Source organism: Terrimonas sp., assembly GCF_003075435.1.
Classification (GTDB): Bacteria; Bacteroidota; Bacteroidia; order Chitinophagales; family Chitinophagaceae; genus Agriterribacter.
The window spans coordinates 15,318-39,942 of sequence record NZ_QCZJ01000023.1 but is presented as its reverse complement, the minus strand read 5'-3'; the positions used below and the strand labels follow the sequence as shown (position 1 = coordinate 39,942).

The 24,625-nt window shown below is 39.3% G+C and carries 20 protein-coding genes and 1 tRNA gene; 8 read left to right on the top strand and 13 right to left on the bottom strand.

Translation table 11 applies throughout. The annotated features are described in order from the left end of the window. Window positions 1-148: 148 nt before the first annotated feature. From DC498_RS20130 to DC498_RS20100, 7 genes are all read right to left on the bottom strand, one after another. Window positions 149-2,593, bottom strand: coding sequence for an ABC transporter permease (locus DC498_RS20130; RefSeq protein WP_116875962.1), 2,445 nt, complete (start codon window positions 2,591-2,593; stop codon window positions 149-151). Window positions 2,594-2,695: 102 nt separating this feature from the next. Next, window positions 2,696-5,077 (bottom strand): ABC transporter permease, encoded by a 2,382-nt coding sequence (locus DC498_RS20125; protein WP_116875961.1) that lies wholly within the window; start codon window positions 5,075-5,077, stop codon window positions 2,696-2,698. 32 nt (window positions 5,078-5,109) lie between these two features. After that, complete coding sequence (locus tag DC498_RS26240; RefSeq protein ID WP_206197706.1) at window positions 5,110-5,268, bottom strand: hypothetical protein; 159 nt, start codon at window positions 5,266-5,268, stop codon at window positions 5,110-5,112. 36 nt (window positions 5,269-5,304) lie between these two features. Continuing rightward, window positions 5,305-7,683, bottom strand: coding sequence for an ABC transporter permease (locus DC498_RS20115; protein WP_116875959.1), 2,379 nt, complete (start codon window positions 7,681-7,683; stop codon window positions 5,305-5,307). 137 nt (window positions 7,684-7,820) lie between these two features. After that, entirely contained in the window at window positions 7,821-10,256 is a 2,436-nt protein-coding gene (locus tag DC498_RS20110) for an ABC transporter permease (protein WP_116875958.1), read from the bottom strand. Between the two features lie 195 nt (window positions 10,257-10,451). Next, the gene (locus DC498_RS20105; RefSeq protein ID WP_133176917.1) at window positions 10,452-10,673 is read right to left on the bottom strand and encodes a hypothetical protein; all 222 of its coding nucleotides are present in this window, start codon (window positions 10,671-10,673) and stop codon (window positions 10,452-10,454) included. Window positions 10,674-10,733: 60 nt separating this feature from the next. Then, window positions 10,734-11,411 (bottom strand): ABC transporter ATP-binding protein, encoded by a 678-nt coding sequence (locus tag DC498_RS20100; RefSeq protein WP_116875956.1) that lies wholly within the window; start codon window positions 11,409-11,411, stop codon window positions 10,734-10,736. A 184-nt stretch (window positions 11,412-11,595) separates the two neighbouring features. Here DC498_RS20100 and DC498_RS20095 point away from each other — a divergent pair, with 184 nt between their 5' ends. Next, window positions 11,596-11,943: a four helix bundle protein gene (locus DC498_RS20095; RefSeq protein ID WP_116875955.1), complete on the top strand. Its 348-nt coding sequence runs from the start codon at window positions 11,596-11,598 to the stop codon at window positions 11,941-11,943. Window positions 11,944-12,031: 88 nt separating this feature from the next. Here the strand turns inward: DC498_RS20095 and DC498_RS20090 are convergent, their stop codons facing one another. The 3 genes from DC498_RS20090 to DC498_RS20080 all read right to left on the bottom strand — a co-directional run bounded on the left by DC498_RS20090 (window position 12,032) and on the right by DC498_RS20080 (window position 15,781). Beyond that, window positions 12,032-13,282 (bottom strand): efflux RND transporter periplasmic adaptor subunit, encoded by a 1,251-nt coding sequence (locus tag DC498_RS20090; RefSeq protein ID WP_116875954.1) that lies wholly within the window; start codon window positions 13,280-13,282, stop codon window positions 12,032-12,034. 292 nt (window positions 13,283-13,574) lie between these two features. Then, window positions 13,575-15,077 carry a sensor histidine kinase gene (locus DC498_RS20085; RefSeq protein ID WP_240628058.1) on the bottom strand — a complete coding sequence of 501 codons (1,503 nt, stop codon included), beginning with the start codon at window positions 15,075-15,077 and terminating at the stop codon, window positions 13,575-13,577. Then, on the bottom strand, window positions 15,074-15,781 hold the full coding sequence (locus DC498_RS20080; protein ID WP_116875953.1) for a response regulator transcription factor: 708 nt from the start codon (window positions 15,779-15,781) through the stop codon (window positions 15,074-15,076). Before DC498_RS20080 ends, DC498_RS20085 begins: the two co-directional genes overlap by 4 nt. A gap of 121 nt (window positions 15,782-15,902) precedes the next feature. Between DC498_RS20080 and DC498_RS20075 the strand changes: the two genes are divergently transcribed. Further along, on the top strand, window positions 15,903-17,213 hold the full coding sequence (locus DC498_RS20075) for a spondin domain-containing protein (protein WP_116875952.1): 1,311 nt from the start codon (window positions 15,903-15,905) through the stop codon (window positions 17,211-17,213). A 53-nt stretch (window positions 17,214-17,266) separates the two neighbouring features. On the opposite strand, the gene DC498_RS20070 is transcribed toward DC498_RS20075, so the two are convergent. Next, window positions 17,267-17,569: a polyhydroxyalkanoic acid system family protein gene (locus DC498_RS20070; RefSeq protein ID WP_116875951.1), complete on the bottom strand. Its 303-nt coding sequence runs from the start codon at window positions 17,567-17,569 to the stop codon at window positions 17,267-17,269. Between the two features lie 80 nt (window positions 17,570-17,649). On the opposite strand from DC498_RS20070, the gene DC498_RS20065 reads away from it, so the two are divergent. The 3 genes from DC498_RS20065 (at window position 17,650) to DC498_RS20055 (ending at window position 18,792) form a co-directional block, all read left to right on the top strand. After that, complete coding sequence (locus DC498_RS20065) at window positions 17,650-17,874, top strand: hypothetical protein (protein ID WP_116875950.1); 225 nt, start codon at window positions 17,650-17,652, stop codon at window positions 17,872-17,874. 34 nt (window positions 17,875-17,908) lie between these two features. After that, a tRNA-Pro gene (locus tag DC498_RS20060) sits at window positions 17,909-17,982 on the top strand. A 339-nt stretch (window positions 17,983-18,321) separates the two neighbouring features. After that, window positions 18,322-18,792: an Arm DNA-binding domain-containing protein gene (locus DC498_RS20055; protein WP_116875949.1), complete on the top strand. Its 471-nt coding sequence runs from the start codon at window positions 18,322-18,324 to the stop codon at window positions 18,790-18,792. A gap of 51 nt (window positions 18,793-18,843) precedes the next feature. Here the strand turns inward: DC498_RS20055 and istB are convergent, their stop codons facing one another. Both istB and istA read right to left on the bottom strand, forming a co-directional pair. Continuing rightward, on the bottom strand, window positions 18,844-19,590 hold the full coding sequence (istB, locus tag DC498_RS20050) for an IS21-like element helper ATPase IstB (RefSeq protein WP_116875948.1): 747 nt from the start codon (window positions 19,588-19,590) through the stop codon (window positions 18,844-18,846). Window positions 19,591-19,630: 40 nt separating this feature from the next. Further along, complete coding sequence (gene istA, locus DC498_RS20045) at window positions 19,631-21,160, bottom strand: IS21 family transposase (RefSeq protein ID WP_206197705.1); 1,530 nt, start codon at window positions 21,158-21,160, stop codon at window positions 19,631-19,633. 469 nt (window positions 21,161-21,629) lie between these two features. Between istA and DC498_RS20040 the strand changes: the two genes are divergently transcribed. The 3 genes from DC498_RS20040 to DC498_RS20030 all read left to right on the top strand — a co-directional run bounded on the left by DC498_RS20040 (window position 21,630) and on the right by DC498_RS20030 (window position 24,533). After that, window positions 21,630-22,694, top strand: coding sequence for a helix-turn-helix domain-containing protein (locus DC498_RS20040; RefSeq protein WP_116875946.1), 1,065 nt, complete (start codon window positions 21,630-21,632; stop codon window positions 22,692-22,694). Between the two features lie 36 nt (window positions 22,695-22,730). Then, a complete protein-coding gene (locus DC498_RS20035; protein ID WP_116875945.1) occupies window positions 22,731-23,243 on the top strand; it encodes a hypothetical protein in 513 nt (170 codons plus the stop codon). 408 nt (window positions 23,244-23,651) lie between these two features. Continuing rightward, a complete protein-coding gene (locus DC498_RS20030; RefSeq protein ID WP_165813909.1) occupies window positions 23,652-24,533 on the top strand; it encodes an AraC family transcriptional regulator in 882 nt (293 codons plus the stop codon). The last annotated feature ends 92 nt before the right edge of the window (window positions 24,534-24,625 follow it).

Below are 24,625 nucleotides of genomic sequence, written 5' to 3'. Positions count from 1 at the left end.
GTTGGTAAAGTTCTTTTTGCTATTTACAATTCCGCTATTCATACTTTACATTATCACATTCTATTATATCCTCATGCCCCTGCTCTTCTCATTTTCCGAACTACGGGTTTTCAGGCACCCCTACCGGCTATACGGCCGCGGTGAGGGGCTATTCCATCCTCAAGCTCTTGACCGGGTTTGCCAAGGCTGCCTTTATTGCCTGAAAACTAATGGTAATTACAGTAATGATGATTGCTGTTAAAACAGCTAAAGCATACATCCACCACCTCATATCAATCCTGTATGCAAAATCATTCAACCATTTGTTCATGGAAAACCATGCAATAGGGAAAGCGATCGCCGATGCTATAAATACAAGCTTTAAAAAATCTTTTGATAAAAGCATAACAATACTTTGCGCATTCGCTCCTAATACTTTCCGTATCCCAATTTCTTTCACCCTTTGTTCCGCGGCAAATGCGGTGAGCCCCAGCAAGCCTAATGCTGCAATGAAAATCGCAAGCAGCGCGATAATGAAAAAGATAGTCTGCCTTATTTTGTCTTCCCTGTACAGCAATTCCCATTGCTTATCCAAAAAGTGATACTCAAATAAATGCGTCTGATCAATTTTCCGGATAATGTCTTCCATTTCAGTTAATGCCTTACCGGTATTTGAACTGCTACTGATGCTTACTGTAAAATAATCGATGGAATGAATCGGGTTATCCTGGTAAGCCAGTACCATAGGGGCAAGCGGTTCATGTAATGATTGAAAATTAAAATCCTTCACTATTCCTGCAACAGAGGCTGTAAAAGGTTTTTCGAGGAGTGAAAAATCTCCTCCGAAGTCTGCCGAAGGAATGGTAATGAGTTGCCCTGCGGGTTCAGTAATATTCAATTCCTTTGCCGCAGCTTCATTAATAAGTACGCTGGCAGTATTAAGTGTATTACCATAATTAAAATTCCTTCCCTTTAACAACTCAACATTATAGGTTGATAAAAAATTTTCATCTACGCCGAGGAAATACATATCAAATCCCTGTGCAGTAGTTGCATTTCCATTCTTAGTTTTCACTACCGGGATGTTTTTCCACTCACCGGGAACACGGGATGTAACAGATACATTAGTAACCTCAGATAATTTAGACAACTCATTTTTTATCGTTTCTGCGGCACGCCTCACTTTTCCACTGTTAATATCTATCACCACCTTACCTTCTTTATCAAAGCCCATATGCTTATTATCTATATACCGCATTTGCTTATAAATGATGATAGTAGCAAAAATCATTACCGCGGATAAGGAGAACTGGAATATTACCAGGGATTTTCTTAATGAAATATTCCATTTGCCGGGCTGAACCTTGCTTTTCAACAACAATAAAGGTTTTAAGCCTGATTGAAACAAAGCGGGATAAAGACCTGACAGCATGCTTACCATGAAAACAATGAACACTACTCCTGTCCAGATACGATGATCTGTATTCAAATCAAGCGTCAGCTTTTTTTCAGCAAACGAATTAAAACCTGGTAAGAATGCTTTTGTAAGCATTAATGCAAATACCGTTGCTATTACTGTAACCAGGAATGCTTCTGAAAGAAACTGCCCGATAAGTAATTTTCTTGAAGCGCCTGCTACTTTCCGAACGGCTATTTCTTTTGTTCTGCTGGTAAATCTTGCCGTAGCAAGGTTCATATAATTAATACAGGCAATAAAAAGCACAAAAAAACCAACGATAAGAAAAACATATACATAGGTGATATTGCCTTTTCTTCCGGAATAACCCTCAATATCCGTTGAATGAAAGTGAACATCTTTCATTGATTGAAGTGAAAGCGTGCTTTTAATCCCTGTATTATTTTTGTAATTGGCCGACACCATATCATTCAGCTTTTGGCTTGCTATAAGAGGATCAGCTTTATCTGCAAGTAAAAAATAAGTAGAAAACCTTCCGGAATTCCAATCCGAGCTTGTGAACTTTTTAAAGTTCTCGCTGGTAATACTTGATTCAGAAAAAAGCATGTTAAATGAAATGCTTGAATTGACAGGAAAATCTTTCAACACGCCTGCTATTGTATAAAGCGTGGTATCATTACCTAATCTTAAAGTTTTGTTCAACACACTTGTTACACCAAACAGTTTTTTTGCTGTTTCTTCGGTTATCACTACGGAGTGTGGTACTGACAATGCAGTATTACGGTTGCCTTCAAGCAATGTGAAATCAAAAACTTTAAAAAAATCCTGGCTACCTGCTATAAAGTCTTCATAAAAAACATTGTTGTTCTCCAGGGTTGCCACGTTTACCCTGTTATATATGGAAAGCCTTGCAGCACTTTTTATTTCCGGTACATAATCCGTGCTTCGCTGCGCTACCTGGTAGCCTGTTCCTGTAGTTTTAGATGCTTTTCCTTCTGCAGATATTTTATTATCTATTATCCTGTAAATATGATCACCATTTCTGTGAAACCTGTCGAAAGTAAACTCATCAAATATGTACAGGGCAATAAGGAGAAAACTGGTTATCCCGATTGTTAATCCTGCAATATTAATGAAGGAAAATATCGGGCTCTTCCTCAGGTTCCGCCAGGCGATTTTGAGATAATTTTTAAGCATAGCTATCAGCTTTGAGCTATCAGCCGTCAGCCATAAGTAATGGGCTGTTGGCTATTAGCGATCAGTTTTAATAAAGTTTTTAATACTTACTCCTACCAATCCTCACTCTGTTCTCAAACTCTTCACCGGGTTTGCCATTGCCGCCTTAATCGCCTGAAAACTCACAGTGATCAATGTAATTATAATAGCACCCATCACCGCCAGCACAAACACGCCAACTTCAATTGTAATTTTATTTTCGTAGTTTTTCAGCCATTCATTCATAGCATAATATGCTACAGGAACAGCAATAACACAGGCAATTAATACCAGCATTACAAAATCTTTTGAAAGCAGTTGCCACAGGTTGAATACTGTTGCACCCAATACTTTTCTTACACCAATTTCTTTCACCCGTTGTTCTGCGGTAAAAGATGCTAACCCAAAAAGACCAAGACAGGAAATAAATACTGCAAGCACCGCTACTATAGCCGCCAGGTTACCTACCAATTCTTCATAATTGAATTTCCTCGCATACTCTTCATCTGCAAATTGATATTCAAATGGAAAAGCGGGATTATACCTGTCAAAAACCGGTTTTATGAGGCTGAGCACTTTTGATGACGGCATACCCGGATTCATACGCACATTTATATAGCTAACCCATCCTTTATCAAAAATAATAGTAAGTGGAGAAACAGGGCGATAAGGAGATTGCATTTGTATATCTGGTATCACTCCCACAATAGTCATTGGCCGCTCATTCCATTTTACCGTTTGACCTACAGGATATTTTAAGCCCATGCGTTTTACAGCAGCCTGGTTTAAAATAACTGAATTTGAATCGGCAAACTCCCTTGAAAAATCACGCCCATCAATCATTTTTATTCCAAGGGTTTTCGTGTAGTCGTAATCGGTAGCAATGGTAGAAAATATAACTGTTTTTTCTACTGGTTGGCTGTTTTTCCATTCCCAACCATTATTGTTACTGAATATTTGCGAAGGAGGTGAATTGCTCTTGCAAACAGATACTACAGCGCCTGTATTCAATAAATCATGACGAAAGGCTTCATAATTTTTAGCAATATCATCTGACCAGTTTACGGAAATCAATCCTTTATTATTAAAACCGATTGGCTGATTTTTTCCATATTGTATCTGCCGGTACACAATTACAGTGCCTATCATTAATATAACTGAGCTTGCAAATTGGGCAACCACTAATATCTTACGTGGTAAAGCACTGCTTTTACCAACTTTTAAATTTCCTTTTAATACACTTACCGGGTTAAAGGATGAAAGATAAAATGCGGGATAACTACCGGCAAGCAAACCTGTTAAAATGGTAAACAGTATCATGGTCCCCCAGAAGAGCGGGTTGCTGATCTGCAGGCTCATTTCTTTATCTGTCAGCTTATTAAAAAATGGTAAAGCAAGCATAACAAGCGCCAATGCAAATAAAAATGCCAAAACAGCTATCAGCATTGATTCACTTAAGAACTGTTTTACCAGGTCTTTCCTACCGGAACCAACTGCCTTTCGCACGCCAACTTCCCTGGCACGCTTTTCTGAGCGTGCTGTGCTCAGATTCATAAAATTAATGCAGGCAATCAGCAATACAATAAGCCCGAGAATACCAAACATTCTTACATACTTTATAAACCCGCCTACATTTTTACCATTCTCAAAATCACTGTATAAACGCCATTTACTCATCGGGTGAATAAACACCTCGGGCCTGATGCTCTTTAAAGTATTCTCATCTGAAAAATGTGAAATAACAACATCTTTGATTTTAGCGTTAACAGCCTTTTCACTGGCATTACTATTCAACTGCACGAACGTCTGCCAGGAGTTATTGCCCCAGTTGGTTTTATGATAAAGCTTTACATAATCATAATTTTCCTGTAACTGAAACGGGATCAGATAATCGAAAGTAAAAGAACTGTTTTTGGGTTGCTTCGGAACAACAGCAGTCACCTTCAGATTGGTGTTGTTATCCATTTTTACCATTTTCCCGATCGGATCTTCAGCGCCAAACAGAATACCGGCAGTTTCATCAGTCAATACGATGGAATATGGATCATGCAGCGGATTTTTATTTCCGTTAAGCATTTTCAGTGAGAATATTTCAACACCTTCTTCGCCCAGGAAGTGTCCATACCTGCTGATCTTTTTCTCTCCATACATCAAAGAATGTTTTCCACCCCAGTCACACATGGCTATATATTTCAGGTCAGGGTACTTTGCTTTCAGTTCCTCACCTATCGGGTAAGGTAATGCCTGTTGAGAACCACGGCGTCCATCGAAGGTTTGATGCATCATTACCTGGTATACTGAATCATAGTTTTTAAACTGCCGGTCAGTAGTAACCTCATCATATATCCAAAGCCCGATTATCATTGCCACAGCCATGCCGGCTGCAAGCCCGGCAATATTAATAAAGGAATACACCTTGTTTTTTACAAGATTCCTCCAGGCGATTTTGATATAGTTTTTTAGCATAATTACAGGCTTGGGCTGTCAGCCATCAGCTTTCAGCGATTATTTACATTTATATACTTTCTCCATTTCTTCCCCTCTCTTTCTCTGTCCGGGAGAAATGGTGCCTCAAAGCAAATCCAGGCATTAAATTCTTCCACATCATCAACAAAATATACCCGGGCAAAACGTTTCCCAATTTGCATATTTTTCATTTTCAAATTTTCAAATTCCCACATTTTCTAATTAACCTACTCTGTTCTCAAGCTTTTCACCGGGTTTGCCATTGCCGCTCTTATGGATTGAAAGCCGATCGTAAGCAGCGCAATGAATATAGCTGCAATGCCAGCTGCAATAAATATCCACCAGTTGATCTCAATCCTGTATTGATAATCCTGTAACCATTTATGCATCATCCACCATGATACTGGAAAGGCAACAATACAGGAGATTAATACGAGTTGTAAAAACTCTGTGGATAGTAAAGAAGCAATTCCCGTAACACTTGCACCAAGCACTTTACGTATGCCTATCTCTTTTATCCTTCGCTCGGCAGTATATGCCGCCAGACCAAATAACCCAAGACAGGAAATAATGATCGCCAGCATTGAGAACACCCTGGATAATTTACTTATCAACTGCTCATTATTAAACATCTGGTTAAACTGGTCATCCACAAAATGATAGGTAAAGGGATATCCGGGATTATCCTTTCGCAACACCGCTTCGATCTTCTTTAAAGACGGCTCTATATTTTCTCCCGGCTTTAATCGTGCATATAACATGGAGGCATTTTCAGGGCTTACGCAAATAAACATCACAGGATCTGGTTTGCCATACATATTGCCATACATGTAATCGTTTACCACACCTACAACATTTACAACAGTTGCATTACTATCTTTACCCATACGCAATGTTTTACCTACCGCACTTTCTTTGCCCATTAATTCTTCCAGAGACTGTGTGATCATTACATTCATATTCCGCGATCCTATGCTATCCGTACTCACCAGATCCCTTCCCTGCAAAATCTTCATTCCTGTAGTTTTCATATAACCCGGGGAAACATAACGCATGGATATCAATACCTGGTTATCGGAAGTCTTGCCTTCCCATGTAAAGCCACCGGTATTATTACCGTCATATAAAGTATTGTAGTTCGATATAGCAAGATCCTCAATAACACCACTCTGCAACAAATCCTGTTGAACAACAGCATAATTTTTTTTCATTTCACTATTCATGTCTATCTGCAGCAGGTTATTTTTATTGAAACCGAGATTCCTGCTTTTAACATGCTGTATCTGCTGATAAATTACTATAGTACTTACAATGAGTATGATGGATATTGTAAACTGGAACACCACCAGCCCTTTTCTTATAAAAGTGGCGCTGCCTGTTTTTATTTTTAATCCTTTTAATACAAATACAGGATTGAAAGAAGATAAATATAATGACGGGTAACTTCCGGCAATTAATCCGCAAATAATAGTAATAGCGCAAAGGGAAAGAATATGCAAAGGCTGCGACAATCCTATCGCCAGGTTTTTCTGCACCAACAAATTAAAGACAGGTAAAATTAATACCATGAGCACTACTGCAAGCATTGCAGATAAGGCAGCCATGAGCATCGTTTCTCCAATAAATTGGAAAACAAGGCTTCCTTTACCCGCACCCAATACTTTGCGTACACCCACTTCTCTTGCACGTTTTTCACTTCTTGCAGTAGCAAGATTCATGAAATTTACACAGGCGATCAGCAAAATGATCCACGCTATAATAGAAAACAACCTTACATACTCTATTCTGCCGCCGCCGGTTTGCACACCATTGTTAAACTCATTACGCAGGCGCCAGTCTTTTAAAGCAAATAAAAATGGCCGTGCTATAGACTGATCCTCTCTTTTCTGAATAAAATCATATAATAGTTTATTTACAGAAGCGGGATTTACACCAGGTTTTAATTCAACATAGGTTGACAAACAGTTGTTGCCCCAATACTGCGCCCATGACTCGTTTTCGTTATACCATATTTTAAAAGGCGCTATCCACTCAAACTTTACCGAAGAGTTTTGGGGAATATCTTTTATCACCCCGGATATAATATAATCCTGCTTGTTATCAACACGTACTGTTTTACCTACCACATTTTTATCATCCCCGAAAAACTTTTTTGCAGTTGACTGCGTAATAACCATTGAATATAATTGAGCAAATGCGCTTTGGGCCTTACCCTCTGTAAAAGGCAAGGTAAACATGCTGAAGATAGAGGAATCAGCATATCCGCCTGAAGCATATACTGACCTGTCACCGATGCTTACCAGTGTTGTTGAATTTTCTCCGCCTATTCTGCAGGTATTGGCAATCCCCGGAATTTCAGTCTGCATAGCAGGGGCTAACAGAGCAGGGGTTGAACCAAATGTTGCAACATAGCTATCGTACTTCTGATTCTCTCTTATGAAATATAACTGATCTTTTTTTGTATGAAAGTTGTCGTAATCCAGTTCATTTTCCGCCCATAGAAAAATTAACCCGGCACAGGTAATACCAATTGCCAGCCCGAATATGTTTAAAAAACCGTAGCCTTTATTTTTCCAGAAGTTCCTAATTATAGTTTTAAGCATCATATGAAATTATTTAGCTGTAAGCCATCGGCTATCAGCTTGCAGCAGTCAGGTTTCAGCATTTAGTGATTTATATTTATACACTTTCAGTGTTTCGGCCTCTCCCTCTTTCCTCGCGCAAGGAAACAGGGAGTGAGGGCTTACTCCGTACGGAGTGACTTCACCGGGTTTGCCATTGCTGCTTTTATTGCCTGGAAACTCACTGTGATCAAAGCAATGAATATGGCTATTACACCTGCTATTACAAACACCCACCAACTGATATTTATACGATAAGCAAAATCCTGCAGCCAGTTTTTCATACTCCACCAGGCCAATGGAAAAGCAATGATGGATGAGATCACAACAAGCTTTAAAAAATCTTTTGACAACATAGCTACAAGGCTTGTTGCACTTGCACCCAACACCTTTCTTATACCAATTTCTTTTGTACGCTGCTCTGCTATATAGGCTGCCAGCCCAAACAAGCCAAGGCATGCAATAACTATTGCCAGCGCTGCAAACGACAAAGCGATTTTTCCTACACGCTGTTCGGCGTTGTAAACACTGCTAAACTCTGCATCTAAAAATTTATAATTAAAAGGCATTTGCGGTGATAAGGCTTTCCATTTCCTTTCAGCCGTTTTTATTACCTGTGGAGCATTTGCCGCATTTACCTTAAATGATACCAGCCCGGTACTTCTTCTCAGGAATAACCCAAGTTTGTCGATATCTCTCTTTAAAGATTCAAAATGAAAATCTTTTACCACGCCAATTATTGTGTACTTCCGGGTTTCATTTGTTTCAGGATTATAAATAGAATAAACAGGTTTCCCGATCGGATCATCATAGCCCAGGCTTTTTGCCGTGGTTTCATTCAGGATAACTGCAGATGAATCTGTACCAAAATCTTTTGAAAAATTTCTGCCGGCTACCAGTTCCATACCTAAAGTATTGATATAATCATAGTCAACATTCCATTCCTGCATTGAAAAACCACTCTTTACATCCAACTGTGGTGATTTTGAAAAAAGATTATCACTGCGGTTAGATGGCGTTGGAAGAAAGCCACTCAGCGTTCCTTTTACAACACCGGGTTGCTGCAACATTTCCTGCTTGAATGTTTCTGCGTTTTTACCTAAAGTATAGGCATCGTTAATGATCAACACCTGGTCTTTTGAATAGCCCAGGCTTTTTGATTGTATATAATTCAACTGCCTGTAAATAATAATTGTACCGATGATCAATACAATAGATGTAACAAATTGAAAAACCACCAGTACACTTCTCAAACTACTGTTTGCACCACCGGTTTTCAGTTTACCTTTTAATACCTGTATGGGTTTGAATGAAGAGAGAAAAAAAGCCGGGTAACTTCCGGATATCAATCCAACTACAAAAGGAAGCGCCAGCAGGAAAAAAAGAAATAAAGGTGTAAGCAGGTTATAAACATTCATTGTTTTACCCGAAACATTGTTGAAGAATGGCAACGCTAAAAAAACCAACACTATACCAAGTATAGTAGAAACGAGCGCCATTAACGTGGACTCACTGAGAAATTGCGCGATCAAACTTTTTTTATCTGTGCCAAGCACCTTACGAATACCCACCTCCTTTGCCCTGTTGGCAGAACGCGCTGTGGTAAGATTCATGAAATTGATACACGCGATCAACAAAATAAAAATAGCTACAAGAGAAAATATATATACATACTGAATATTTCCGCCTGCACTTAACTCAAATGGCCTGCCTGAATAAAGATGAATGTCAAGCATGGGTGTAAGGGAATATTTAAGCTTATTACCTTCCCGCTCAAAATCTGCCATACTGGAGATACCCATTACCTGGTTGGCTTCAGGCAAAACATATTTGTTTACATATTGATCAAGGCTTCTTTTTTCAAATGCTTTAACGTCAGTTCCGGGTTTCAGCAATAAATACGTATGAAAATTATGGCTCATGATCTGCCCCCAGTTATAATCCACATTCTTCATAGAGAAGATAAAGTCAAAATTAAAATGTGCGTTAGAGGGAATATCTTTTATGATGGCAGTTACTTTATATAAAGTTTTATCATTATCATTGGTTTCAATAATTTTTCCAATGGCATTGGTTGTTCCAAAATACTTTTTTGCGGTTGATTCCGTAATAACAACTGTATTAGGCTCATTAAGGGCAGTCCTCGTATCGCCCGCTATTGCAGGCAGCGTAAAAATATTAAAGAGGGTAGAATCAGCATGACCTACTTTTATCTCATTAATAAACTGGCTTCCTTTTTTTACAAGCTTTGAACCGTTAGAAGTATAAATGCGTGTATAATCTTCTACTTCAGGAAAATCTTTTTTAAATATCTGCCCCATCATATCAGAGGTAAAAGGATAGCGGGTTTCGGCGCCGCCAAATTTTATATCAGAGCTGATACGGTAGATACGATCGCCTTTTGTATTAAAACGATCAAAGCTCAATTCATCCATTACATATAAGGCAATGAGAACAAAACAACCAATACCAATGGCAAGTCCGGCAATATTTATAACAGAAAAAACTTTATTCTTTGCAAGGTTTCTGAATGCTATTTTTATATAGTTCTTAAACATAGCGATAAGCTTTGAGCTTTGAGCCGTCAGCTATCAGCTTTCAGCTTTCAGCAGTTACTTACATTTTCACATTCCCACTCTCCCACATTTCCACATTCCTTCCCGCATAACCTTCTCGTTCCATTTTGTAATGCAACAAAAAAGGCAATAGCTTCTCTGTCCGGGATTATGATATTAAGGAAAGCGGATGTTTGTCTAACGGGTTAGAAAAGCAATAAAAGGACTCCAGGGTAAATCACTTACCTCAAATGAAACGTTCTCTGATTCAGTTGCCGTGTTTTCATCACATTGAACTACCTCATACTGACTTGCAACGCAGGTGCCCGCCGATACTTTTTGAGCAATGACAATCACCAATACAAGCAATATGACAAACATGGTGATTTGTTGCATTTTGGTTTGATACTGCTGTGTCATATGTTTTGTTTTAAATTTTAAATGACTATCTCTCCTTCCGCCTTTTGGAGAGGCTGTTTCTTATACCAATATATTCTCCGTAACCGTTTGCCCGTCCAGCATGCGTATAATACGATGGCTATACCTCGAATCATGCTCGGAGTGGGTAACCATTATGATGGTTGTTCCCTGTTCGTTTAAATCAGTAAGCATCTGCATTACTTCATTACCATTGCTGCTGTCAAGATTACCTGTTGGCTCATCCGCCAAAATTAATTTTGGATTATTTACCACTGCACGCGCCACAGCCACACGCTGTTGCTGACCACCTGATAATTGCTGGGGATAGTGATTACGCCTGTGCATGATCTGTACCTTATCCAGCACTTCTTCTACCCTTTTTTTACGATCTGCAGATTTTACCCCGGTGTATATCAATGGCAGCTCTACATTTTCAAACACTGTTAATTCATCAATAAGATTAAAGCTCTGGAATACAAAACCGATATTATGCTTGCGCAGGTCGGCTCTTTTGCGCTCATTAAAATGTGCCACCTCAATACCATTAAACAAAAAGCTGCCCGCATCAGGATCATCCAGCAATCCAAGTATGTTAAGCAATGTTGACTTGCCACAACCTGATGGGCCCATCACCGCCACAAATTCACCATCTTTTACTTCAAAAGAAAGCTTATTGAGCGCTACCGTTTCTACTTCTTCCGTGCGATATATCTTTTCAAGGTCTTTAATCTTTATCATTGATGCTGTATTTTATTATATACGAAATGGTTTTTAAAATGTTACAAGAGGCTATCGGCTATCAGCAGTCAGCTATTAGCTATCAGCTATTAGCGAGAGTAGTCAGCCGAATGTTTGTTGAATAATTAGTTTACAATTTCATTTACCTTTAACAAGATTAAACTTCTAACCAAAAAACACTAATATGAGAGACTTTCGCAAATTATCCATCTGGTCTAAAGGACATCAACTCACTCTAAAAATTTATATGCTCACCAAATGTTTTCCTAAAGAAGAAACGTTTGGTCTTGTCTCTCAAATGCGCAGAGCTGCCTATTCTATTCCGTCCAATATAGCTGAAGGCTGTGGACGAAATAGCGTGCCTGACCTCAAGCGTTTTTTGACTATATCATCGGGCTCAGCTTCTGAATTGGAATATCAGCTTTGCTTGTCTAAGGATCTGAACTACATTTCCGAACCTCTATTTAAAGAACTCGAACAAGAAATAATTGAAATAAAAAAAATGCTCTTTTCTTTCAGCAGTAAACTTTAAATATAGCTATCAGGTGTCAGCGGTCAGCTATCAGCGGTCTGTAATTGTTGTCAGCATCCAAAAGGACTGATAGCTGATAGCTGATAGCTTATTTCAAAATCAACTCCTGCATATTTCCATAATTTTCATAGCTGCTTGTTACTACTTTATCACCAGGGTTTAATCCTTCTGTTACTTCATAATAATCCTGGTTTTGATTGCCCAGCACAATGTTTACACGATACGCTTTACTGCCATCTTCAGAAACTTTAAATATCCAGTTACCACCCGTTTGCTGGTAAAATCCTCCGCGTGGCAGGAGCAGGGATTTTCTTTCATCGCTTAAAGCAAGCAGGGTTTGCAATGTTTGCCCCCGGCGTATACCCTTGGGTACCTTACCTGTAAATTCCATATCAACCTGGAAGCGGCCATTGGTAACCTGCGTAAATACTTTTTTAATTTCAAGCTCATAAGATGAATCCGCGAAAGTAAACCGCCCTTTTTGCCCGGGGTAAATGCGGGAGATATAATGTTCATCCACATCAACCCTCACTTTAAAACCACTCAATACATCTATCTGTCCAAGCCTTTGTCCTTTATTTTTATTCTCCCCTATTTCAGCGTCAAGCGATGTTAACTGTCCGTCAACCGGTGCACGCACAATCAAATCGCCAACTTTTTTCTGCATAATATTTAATGCCTGCTGTGAGCCTGCATAAGATTGCTTATCCTGTTTCGACTGCTGCAATCTTGAAAGAGAATCCTGTTCGAGAATGCGCTCCGTTAGCATCTTCTTATCCAGCAGGTAATTATAATTTATTTCCGACTGTTTAAATTCCTGTGAGCCGATCACTTTCTGATCATACAATTCTTTATTCAGCTTATACAGGCGTTCCGCCTCTTTTAACTGACTTTCCACATCAGCCATCTGGTTAAGTTTGGATACCGTATTCTGCAAAGCATTATTGTTGTTGATCTGCATTTGTGTAAGTGTATTATACACGGTATTCTGCTGGCTCATCAATGTCATTAAAAGATCTGTATTGGAAAGCCGTAAAATCGGTTGTCCTTTTTTCATAATGGCACCATCTTCCACATATTTTTCTTCAACACGGCCGCCTTCCTGCGCATCAAGATATATACTTGTAAGCGGAAGTACAACACCATTTACAGGAATGGTTTCCTGGAAAACGCCTTGCTTAACTTCACTTATGGTTATCCGTTCGGTGTCAACATTAAGCTTAGGCTTGCCGGAGGTAAAATAATAACTTGCTCCTATCAGTGCTACGATGGCCGCTATACCAACTATAGTAAGTATCCGCTTTGTATTCCACTTTTTCTTTTGAATTACTCTGTCCATTTTATCTCAACTATTATATAACCTTTTTATAAAAACCTCCCGGCCGTATGCCGGAAGGCAAAAATCAATACTGAAACTGCCATTTATAAAGGAATGATGTGCCAGAATATACTTTTATTGAAAACCAATTAATTACATCAAAACTGCCGAACGTTTTCGTACGCTACCGATACACAAAGTGTACGGTTTTGATACAATGTGTATCGTCCTGAAAAACTATGTCTCTCATGAAAAGTTTGATAAAAGAAATTAATTCGTTTTATTATTATTAACCGCCTGCACAGGTTCATTTTCAGCTATTGCCCTGTAATATAAAGTTATTCCTGAGCGGTAATGTAAATTGAAATGCTGTTCCTTTGCCGGGCTCGCTGAATATCTGTATCGTAGTTTGATGTAATTCTAAAATTTTTCTTACTATAGCCAGCCCTATACCCATTCCGCTTGTATTGTTACGCTCCTTATTGAGTTGTTTGTATCGCTCAAAAATATAGGGTTGATCTTCAAAAGGAATTCCGGCGCCGGTATCAACAATCTTTACACTAACGCCTGAAACGGTTTGTGCCAGCTCAATCGTAATGTTTCCGCCATCAGGCGTAAATTTAAATGCATTATCCAGCAGGTTCTGAAATACTCTTTCAGTAAGCGCAATATCTCCAAATACAGGAGAAAGCCGGGATGGCGCTTTTATCTCCAGTTGAATGTTTCTTTCAGCAGCTTTCAATTGATATGTCATCAATATATCAGAAGCCAGTTCATTAATAAGAAAGGATTCCTTTTCCGGTATAACAATATTTGCCTCAAGCTTGGCATATTGAAAAAGTTGCTCTACCAATCCGCCTAATCTTCGTGTACTTTCATGAACAATCAACAGGTATTTCATTTTTTCTTCGTCCGGCAGCTCTTTTGCTTTCATCATTAATGTTTCTACGTAACCTTGCATGGCAGAAAGCGGCGTACGTAAGTCATGCGATATATTGGCAATAAGCTCCTGCCTGAAACGGTCGGTGGCAGCAACCTTTTCAAAATTGTCAACAATTACGTCAGCCATTTCATTAAAAGTAGTGCTGAGCATCGCCATATCGCCCTTTGAGTGCCCTTCAATCCGGGCAGTGTAATCTCCTTCCTTAAACCGCATTACTACGGCAGTAATATTAGCAACACTGCGTGTTATTGAAAAAAAGGTAAACAATCCTACTAAAAAAGCCGCTGCCAGCGCTGAGAAAAAAATATAACTTCCCAACCGGAAATAGAACCGGTTGTTAATTGAATGGAGAATCTGCTTTTGCTTTTCACTTGACAACACGGCATACACGTACCCGGAAAGTTTTCCATTTTCATATGCAGGCGCTGCTGAAAAAATACTGGGTTCACCAGGCGCTTTGGGATTATCTCCCATAGGCCGGTTTATTTCTTTTGCCGAAAGCCATTGTTTTACCTTGCTTATATCAACCTTATTTACATGTACTGTTGTATCCGGCACAACATAATCAACAATATTACCTGCCGTATCCAGCAGGTATACTTCCACGCTTGGATTAGCCACCATAGTAGCGTGTATAATGTCATGTGTAACGGTTGTATCGGGTTTACCATTTTTAAATGGTTGTGTAAATGTTGCTAAATGCTGCGCAATATTTCCGTACAGTTCCTGGTGGGCCGTGTTGTAATACGACTCAGAAAAACGGGATGCAATAATTATAAAAACAATTCCCAGCAAAATAAGCAGCCCGGTAAATACCAAAGCTATTCTCCAGAATAATAAATTGCCTTTAATTGCTTTGCTTAATATCATCATAAATCTTCATTAAACCTGTAACCAACTCCCCAGGTAGTTAAAATATATTGTGGGTTAGATATGTCTTTTTCTACTTTTCCGCGCAGGCGGTTTATATGACTGTTAACAGTATGCTCATATCCTTCAAAATCATATCCCCAAACAAGATTTAAAAGTTGTTTCCGGCTATAGCTTTTTCCGGGGTTGGATGCCAGTAAGGATATCAGCTCAAATTCTTTGGGTGAAAGATCAATTCTTGCATTATCAAGCGTAACCTTTCTTTTATCCATATCAATTTCCAATCCTGCATACTTAATTATTAAAGGCGCCCGGATATCCTTTGCCTGAATGGTATCTTCTTTTCTTCTGAATATAACTTTAACCCTTGCTATAAATTCGCGAATGCTGAATGGCTTGGTCAAATAATCATCAGCGCCGGTTTCCAGGCCCATTACCTTATCTATTTCTTCAGACCTTGCGGTAAGCATCATAATCGGTATATGCCGGTCGTACTGCCGTATTTTTCTGCAAACTTCCATACCGCTAAGCCCGGGAAGCATAATATCCAGTATGATAAGATCGAAATTTTCATTCCGGGCTGCTGCAAGTGCTTTTTGCCCATCTGTGGCAATCATCACATTGCAACCCAGGTCTTTAAGATGTATGGTTAATAATTCAACGATATTAACATCATCCTCTACAATCAAAACTGTTTTACTGTTCATATATGCTGTTCACAAAATTGAAGAATAAAATGATGAAAAAAACACCGTGATACTTTTGTTATATTTCTGAGATGGGTTTGCGATATGGCATTTGTTGCTTTGTGCAACAAAACAATTTACAATGAAAACAAATACACTAAAACGCTTTGTGGCGCTACTGTGCTCAGGTTTAATATTTTTCTCATGCAAAAAAGATGGTGGAATATTCTATCAAAAGGGCATTATCACAATAGAAAATGTATTAGACAGCAAACCTCTCGTTGAATCAGGAACATTCAGGGGAGAAGGCACTCCCCCGGTAATTTTCCCGGGTCAATCAGTATCATTCTCATTTTCTGCCGCCAAAAATCAGCATGTAACTTTTGCTTCTATGTATGGCTGGAGCAATGATCTGTTTTTTGCCCCGGGCAACCCTGGTATCGCACTTTACAAAGATGACGGCACACCTGTTACCGGTGATGTTTCATCCCAGGTAAAATTATGGGATAACGGAACCAGGGTAAACCAGGTTCCCGGTAAAAATGTTATGCACCCCGGGCAGGCAGAAAGCGCTCCCAAACAGATTAAAGAAGTAAAAGGAATGGATGATTACGGTAATGCCTACCTGCCGGCCTCCTCGCTCATGAAAGTATCACTTGCATATAATGGCAATTCTATGTTCACGCTTACTATAATGAATAATTCAGGCGGCACAGCCAATGAAACACCTTTCAGCCCGGGGGTTTGGGCAATTTCTTATGTTGCCGGAGGCAACGCATTGCTTGCGGAACCTGTTTTTGCAGAAGGGGCTATTACCGCAAACGGATTAACAAATATTGCTGAGTCTGGCGATAACAGTGTTTTAAGCAATTACCTCGCAGATCACACAGGCATTTTTACACCACTCTCTCCTGTATTGGTGGTTATATATAAAGGCGATGAAAATCCTATTTACAAAACAGGAGAAAAAGACCGCGGAGAAGGGCTCAGGGAACTGGCGCAAAAAGGTAATGCAGAGGTATTGGCCAATTCATTAAAAGCAAAAAGAGGGGTCAAAGAAGTATACATTCTTAAAGAACCTGCAACTACGATATTATTACCCAGGATGAATAATGCTGCCGGAGGTAAAGTATCCCAGCAAATATCAATTGCTCAAGGTGAAAAAATTGCAATTGCTACTATGTATGGATTTTCTAACGATTGGTTTTTTGCAACAGAGGATGACTACATGAAAGCGGATATGAAAGAAATACGAAAAGGTGACCTCTCTTCCACTATAGGCTTATACGACAACGGCACAGCTATAAACCAGTTTCCGGGCGCTGGCGTTACACAAGCCAATTTAGCGGGTACACCACTCCAGGAAAGTATTCCGATTCAACCGGTCCTTAACCCAAATGAATTTACAACACTGCCGGAGATTAATAAGATCATCAGGGTTACATTAGAATAGAACGGAGATAAGAATATTGATTGATGGCTGCTTGCAGCCATCAATCAATATTCTTATGACAACAGTTGTGTAGCTTTTTCTGTGATCAACTCCTTGATTTTTCCTTTAAACAGTGATACTGCAAAAGGCAGATCGGCATTTATATCCACACCATTTTCTTTTACATCTATCAAACCGGAAAGATCAAATCCCATTGCGGAAAAAGAGAATGTTCCCTTATCGCCTTCCCAGTTTTCCTGAACATTTGAAACAACATTCGCCTGTTGGTCTTTTACCTGCTGTAGTAATCCTTTTATTCTTGATAAAGCTTCTTCTTTGGGCAGGCTATGTGGTATGTTGATATTTAGTGACGACATAATATTATGTTTAATAATTAATCTGGTTCATTTATCAATATGACTGTTCAATAATACAGCCATGATCTGCAAAGTTGTGGATGCTTATTGAAAGATGGAAATACTTTTTTGTAAATCGTGTGCATGGTCTTATTCATATCACTACAAAATGGGAAGTGCAGGGACACACGAATACTCATCAGCAATTTATTGATGTTATATTAGAGATGAAACGATCAGGAGATTTGAATATTAAAAGTTCTTTATTGCTTATTAATGCTATTGAAAAAAATTATGGAAGAACGCAATATCTGTTTGGCAATTAATCTTCATTCCATTACCTTTGCCACCCTTTTGGTTCGGGAGGTAGTTCAGCCCGGTAGAATACCTGGTTTGGGACCAGGGGGTCGCAGGTTCGAATCCTGTCCTCCCGACTAATTCGATGTCAAATCACATCAATCCCTGTAAGTCTTCATTGATTTACAGGGATTTGTTTTTTTCTCTCGTCAAATCATTTCAAAAAAAAGCAATATTTAGGTGAGTGAAAAGGTGAGTGTTTTTCAGGCACAAACTTTGTATCTCACCTAACCTCTCGCAATTCATTGTAACCCATTTTGTTGTGTCAATTTTTTTGACACTTTTTGATGGGTTTTGAGATGGATTCGAACCTGCGTCCTCAGAGGATTCGAAACTGCGGACACCATGGTTCCGAAGTGCGGACTGACAAATGTGAAGAGTGAAAAATCATTTCAAAACCATTCAAAACAGATTGTATGGAAACACAATCATTCGGTGTTTGCTTCCTTATCAGAAAATGTAAGGCCGACAAAAAAAGAGCAGATATTTATGTACGCATTACGGTAGATGGAGAAGAAAAAGAATTCTCTACCAAAGAACAAATTGACATCAGCAGTTGGAACAGTAAAAAAGGAATTGTAAAAGGCAGTAGTATCCACATTAAGTCCATTAATGATCACCTGGATAACATCAGGCTCACCATTAAAGACAAGTATCGCAAACTGCAGGATGGCGCTGAACTCATCACCGCGCAATCCGTCAAAGATGCCTACATAGGTATTCAGAACAGCTTAAAAGGTCATAAGCTAAAAGAACTCCTGAAGTATTACAAAGAGATATGGGTGCGTGCGCCGATCAAATTGACCATGTCAGGCCGAAGCAAATTGACCACCGGATTTGCTGGCGAAGATTTTCAGTTTATGTATAATGGAGCGATTCAAAATTGAGTTGCTTTTTTGTTTCAACAGCCATCTTCTGGCGGTTGTTTATTCACAAATTTATGTATTCGGTTCATTATCTGCTTTTCTTCTTTTGCGTAGCGATTCTCCTTTTAGCTCCAGGCGGTGTGCATGATGAACGATTCTGTCCAGAATGGCGTCAGCTATAGTTTGCTCGCCGATAATATCATACCATTTGCTGACTGGTACTTGTGAGGTAATGATCAGGGCGCTTTTTCCGTGACGATCTTCCACCAGTTCCATCAGTACTGTGCGGCTTTGGGCGTCCAGCGGTTGCAGGCCAAAGTCATCCAGTATAAGTAGCTGCTGTCGTTCAATACGCGCTATTTCTTTAATGTAGGAGCCATCTGCTTTACTCATTTTAAGTTTGGAGAACAGTTTGGGTACATTGTGGTAGACGACCCTGTAACCCCGGCTACAGGCATGATGTCCAAGTGCGGAAGCAATATAACTTTTGCCAATACCAGTACTTCCTGTAACGAGGACACATTCAGCTTTGTCAATGAAGCTACATTCTGCCAGCCGCATGATCTGGTTACGGTCTATGTTGCGGTCGCTATGATAGTAAAGTCCCTCCAGGTCTGCCTTGTAGCGGAAGCGGGCATTCTTTACCTTTTGATCTATGCTGCGGTTCTGCCGGTCGTCCCATTCGGCATCTACCAGGTGAGCGATCAACTCATCCGGTGTATAGGTTTCTGGTTTCTCTGATTCCAGGCTGGTCTTAAAGACACGATACATGCCCTGTAGTTTCATTTTGCGCATCTTGTCTAATGTTGCTGCATTCATGATGTGTGATTGTTATAGTATGTGATGAATAAAAAGATAATTATTGATAGTAGCCTTCTCCTCTGATATTGTCGTGGAAAGGCATTTTCAACTGGTCAGTTTCGTCCGGCGTGAGGCCGAGATCCAGTTCTCTCTCCAATATTTTCTGTATGGTTTTGTAGTTGTAAGCACCGTACCCCAGGGCTCGCTGGCAGGCTTTTATCAGGCGTTCGGTTCCTGCTTTCTTAGCAAAGCCTAAAATACCCATGCAGGATTTATAAGCCTGTTCAGGGTGTTGTTTTCGATCCAGTACCTTCAGGATGTAAAGTTTTACATCTTCGTGGATGCTCTCCGCCCAGGATGTGAAGCGCTCCGGTGTCCACTCGCTTACAAAGCGGTGGGTAGAAGCCAGGTGTTCTTTTTCGGTGGTATACTGATAAGGGCTTTTAAGCCGGCGATGAACGGCAATACGTTCATAATTATAATATATCTCTACCGTGTGGCGGGAGTAAAGCAATTTTACTTTCTTGCCAATATAACGGTAAGGCACACTGTAATAATGCTTGTCAGCTCCCAGGCCGACATGCCCGTTTTTGGCTACAGTAGCAAAGCATTGTTTTTTGAGCTCGTAACGCAACACGGGTAGTGGCATGAGGGCGGCTTTCTCTACTTCATCAAACTGTTGCTGACGGCTATAGTTGCGCCCCCGCAGCATAGCGGCATTATGTTCCTGGAGGGCTTGCCGGATGGCTTGGTTCAGGTCTGTAAGATTGTGGTATGGGTTGCGCCTGACTTTTACATATATGCGGGAGTATATGATGCGAACCGCATTTTCGACGAGTGCCTTATCGCGGGGGCGATAAGCCCGGGCTGGCAGAATGGATGTACTATAATGTTCTGCAAAGTCAGCAAAGGTCTCGTTCAGGGTGGGCTCGAACTTGTTGCTGCGGATAACTGCACTTTTAAGGTTGTCTGGTACAATGGCTGCGGGAACACCACCGTAAAAATGCAATGCATTCTCGCAGGCAGCTATAAAATCTTCTTTCTGCTGGGTCATCACCGCTTCCACATAGGTCAGCTGGCTGGCTCCCAGTATGCAAACAAATACTTCTACAGCAGTCACTTCTCCACTCTGGGGATCAACGATACTTAATTTATCTCCGGCAAAATCAACATAGAGCTTATCACCGGCTTTATGTTCCATGCGCATCACTGGATTAACCTGGGCTTTCCACTGCGCATAATAGTGCTTAAACTGGCTTACACCAAAACCATCAGGATGTTCGCTCCGGTATTGCTCCCACAGCAAATAACGGGTAACCCCTTTTTTCTTCAGCTCTTTATCAATGGAAGGAAAGCGTTCAAAAAGGATTTGAAGCTTTTCATCTAAAGGCTTTGGCTCAGGGTTTACAAAAAGATCTTCCAGGTCTTTATCGCTGAGTTCACTGATTTCTTCAAAACTCAATCCACTGGCTGAAAATGATTTGATATACTTCTTAAGCGTATTACGGGCTACACCTGTTTGTGCTGCTATCTTCAACTTGCTGTAGCCCTGCGTGTGCATACGCAGGATCTGTCTGATTTTAATCATCGTTATCGGGGTATTGGCCATCCTGACTATAAAATTTTGATGCAAAATTTATAGTCAGCAGGTTGCCCCAATACATAAACTAAAAATCAAATCCAGGTGGTCAATTTACGCCGGCGAAGGGTGGTCAATTTATTCCGGCATCACCTGGTCAGCTCAATCCGGCGAAGGGTGGTCAATTTAACCGGCGTTTGCAGCTTGTTCTTGTTACCTGGTATTTTCCCATTACAATACGTTTTAAGTGTGAAAAGGATTGGAATATAAGTTACAAATTTCAGTCCAAAATATAAACATGTCAACCAAGTAATGTAAATATGCCAAAATTTTGTTAAAAACGACAATATGACTTATTTTGACATGGTTATTGAATATGAATATTTGTCACAGTTACGTTCGATTATATAAAGAATGACATTTTTTTACTATTTTGTCAACTGAAATGTCATACCTTTGCACCCGAAAAAATTTTACAATGGAAATAAAACAAGTTTTTGCGGAACGATTCAGGTCAGCCCGTTTAATGAATGGTTTTTCATTGCAAGATTTGGCTGACGCGTTGGAGGGCAATTTGTCCCGCCAGGCATTGCATCGTTATGAAAAGGGCGAAGTGATCCCAGATGCAGAGAAACTCAATATGCTTGGTAAAGCCCTTAAAGTAAGCCCTGATTATTTTTTCAGAACTACTAAAGTTGAATTGAGCGACATTGAGTATCGGAAAGCGAGCAAGATGCCGCAAAAGGAAGTAGGCATTATCAATGAAACCACCAGGGAGTATCTTTCACGTTATTTGGAGTTAGAAGAAATCATCGGACTTTCCAATGACTTTGAAAACCCGTTGGAAGATTTTGGTATCGTTACCACTTATGAGCAGGTAAATAAAGCCGCTGAATTATTACGTGAAAAGTGGTCTCTGGGAACTGGTCCTATATTCAATATTGTAGAGCTTTTGGAAGACAGAAATATCAAAGTTGTAAAGTTGGATGTTGATGAGGATTTTGATGGTTTGCAGACTTATGTAAATGGTAACATTCCGGTTGTGGCTTACAACGAGCGAAAAGAAAATAAGCCCGACAGGATAAGATTTACCTTACTACACGAGTTGGCTCACTTATTATTAAAGTTTGGCGACATCACCGACCGGCAAAAGGAAACCTTATGTCATCAGTTTGCCGGAGCAATGTTATTGTCAGAAGAAGCCATCAAAGCTGAACTGGGAAACCATCGCAATAAGCTTTCTACTTTAGAATTGGGCAATATCAAAAAGCAGTATGGTATTTCAATGCAGGCTATTGTAATGAGAGCGAAAGCGTGTGGTATCATAAACGACCATTACACCAAGCAATTTTTCTTCCTGATCAAACAATTGAACTGGAAAGTAGATGAACCTGTAGAATACCAGGGTATTGAAGAAAGCAATCGTTTTGAGCAGCTATTATTCAGAGCATTAATAGAAGACCAGATATCCATGTCCAAAGCAGCGTCATTATCAAATATGTCTTTGGCAGCATTTAAAAAGGAACACCAGCCGATGTTTTAATGCTAATTCGAGACATGTCAAATATCTGCCAGGACAATGAAACTAAAAATAGCTGTTACCGATGCTTGTATCTTCATAGACCTGTATGATTTAGGTCTTGTGCCTTTATTTTTCAAGCTTGAAATCGAGATACATACCACCTCATCTGTTTATTTTGAGTTATATGCAGAACAGCAGCAGGTTTTAAAAGCCTACCAGTCCGTTGACAGACTTTTTATTCATAACCTTAAAGAAGAAGACTTTCTTCAAATTTATTCAGCTTCTTACCCCAAATCCTTATCCGAAACGGATAAATCTGTTTTGCACATAGCTAATAAACTGGGCGCTTGCGTGTTGAGTAGCGATAAAACCGTGCGTAACTGCGCCAAAAACAAAGATATTGAATATCATGGTATGATCTGGATTTTCGATAGGCTTGTTGAAGCAAACATTCTTACAAAAAAAGAAGCAGCAACAAAATTGAAAGAGCTTGTTGCCACCAATTTTATTTTCCAAAACAATACATCCCTGGTTGCTGAGATTCAAAAGCGGCTGAAGCTTTGGACGTAACAGCATTTCCAACCCCCATAGACACTGTAATTTTGATGCTGGCGATTGTCTACTGTGCTGATGCTGGCATTTTAAAAGAATGATGAATCTATAAAACAACGTTTAGCCTGTTAAACCGGTTTTCAAAATCATCTACAATTTTAAAATCACTTCAATGGCTTGATCGGAATTACCCTCAAAAATGTTTGCCAATTTTGGTCTCCTTGTAAATTCTGCCAATACAATGATGGTTAATTAGCTGAAATACCCATATTTCTCATCAATTAACAATCTTCTGTCCAAATAGTCTCTTTGAAGAGCAGGTAAAATCAAAAGGGTTGGGACCTATGTGGGCTGACTCTTAGAAAAACACTATTTTTACAGAAAAAAGTCATCTTTTTTTCAATTGTTGTCAATAAAATGCATTTCATGCAACCCAAGCTTGAGAAGATACCGTCCGCCTACACTTCTTCAATTACTGTAAAGAGAGAAATAACTCCTTACATGGATTATCCATGGCATTATCATCCGGAATATGAAATTATTTTTGTAGAAAAAAGTTATGGTATTAGGTTTATGGGAAACCATATCGGAAACTTTAATGATGGAGATTTGATGTTCATCAGTTCAAATTTGCCTCATGTATGGAAAAACGATAAGGACTTTTATCAGGGAAATAAAAGTCTTTTTGTGGACGTATATGTGATTCATTTCCTCGAAGGTGCTTTAAAAGAAGGCTTTTTTGATTTACCTGAGCTATCATTGGTTAAACAACTTTTCGCTCGTGGTAGGCAAGGTGTATTAATCCGGGGAAAAGATCATAAAAGAATATCTACTTTAGTAAAAGAGGTTGTTAATGCCGAAGGTATTAACAGATTAGTATTGTTCCTGAAAACACTAGAAGCAATTGCAGAAACTGAAGAATATGAATTATTATCCGGTCCTGGGCTTGCCAACACTTTCAGTTCTTTGGATACCGAAAGGTTAAACAAAGTCATGAATTTTATTACGGAAAACTATTCAAATGAAATTAAAATTGAGGAGATTGCCGCTTTCTCGAATCTTTCAAAATCATCCTTTTGCCGCTATTTTAAAGCCCGGACACATAAAACTTTTTCCCAGTTTTTAAATGAAGTCAGAATTTCAAATGCATGCAAATTGTTGGTTACAAGTAACAAAACTATCAGCCAAATAGCATACAGTACAGGCTATAATAATATTTCACATTTTAATAGACAATTTAGACTTATTACAGGATTAACAGCGAAGGCTTATCAAAAGAAATATTTAAATTTAAAAGATGCTTTTTAAACCAAAATTAAACGTATTAAATAAATTAATGTAGAAACAACAATTTACTTTTGATTCTTTTAAGATGACATCCAACAAAAATTTCTCCTGAC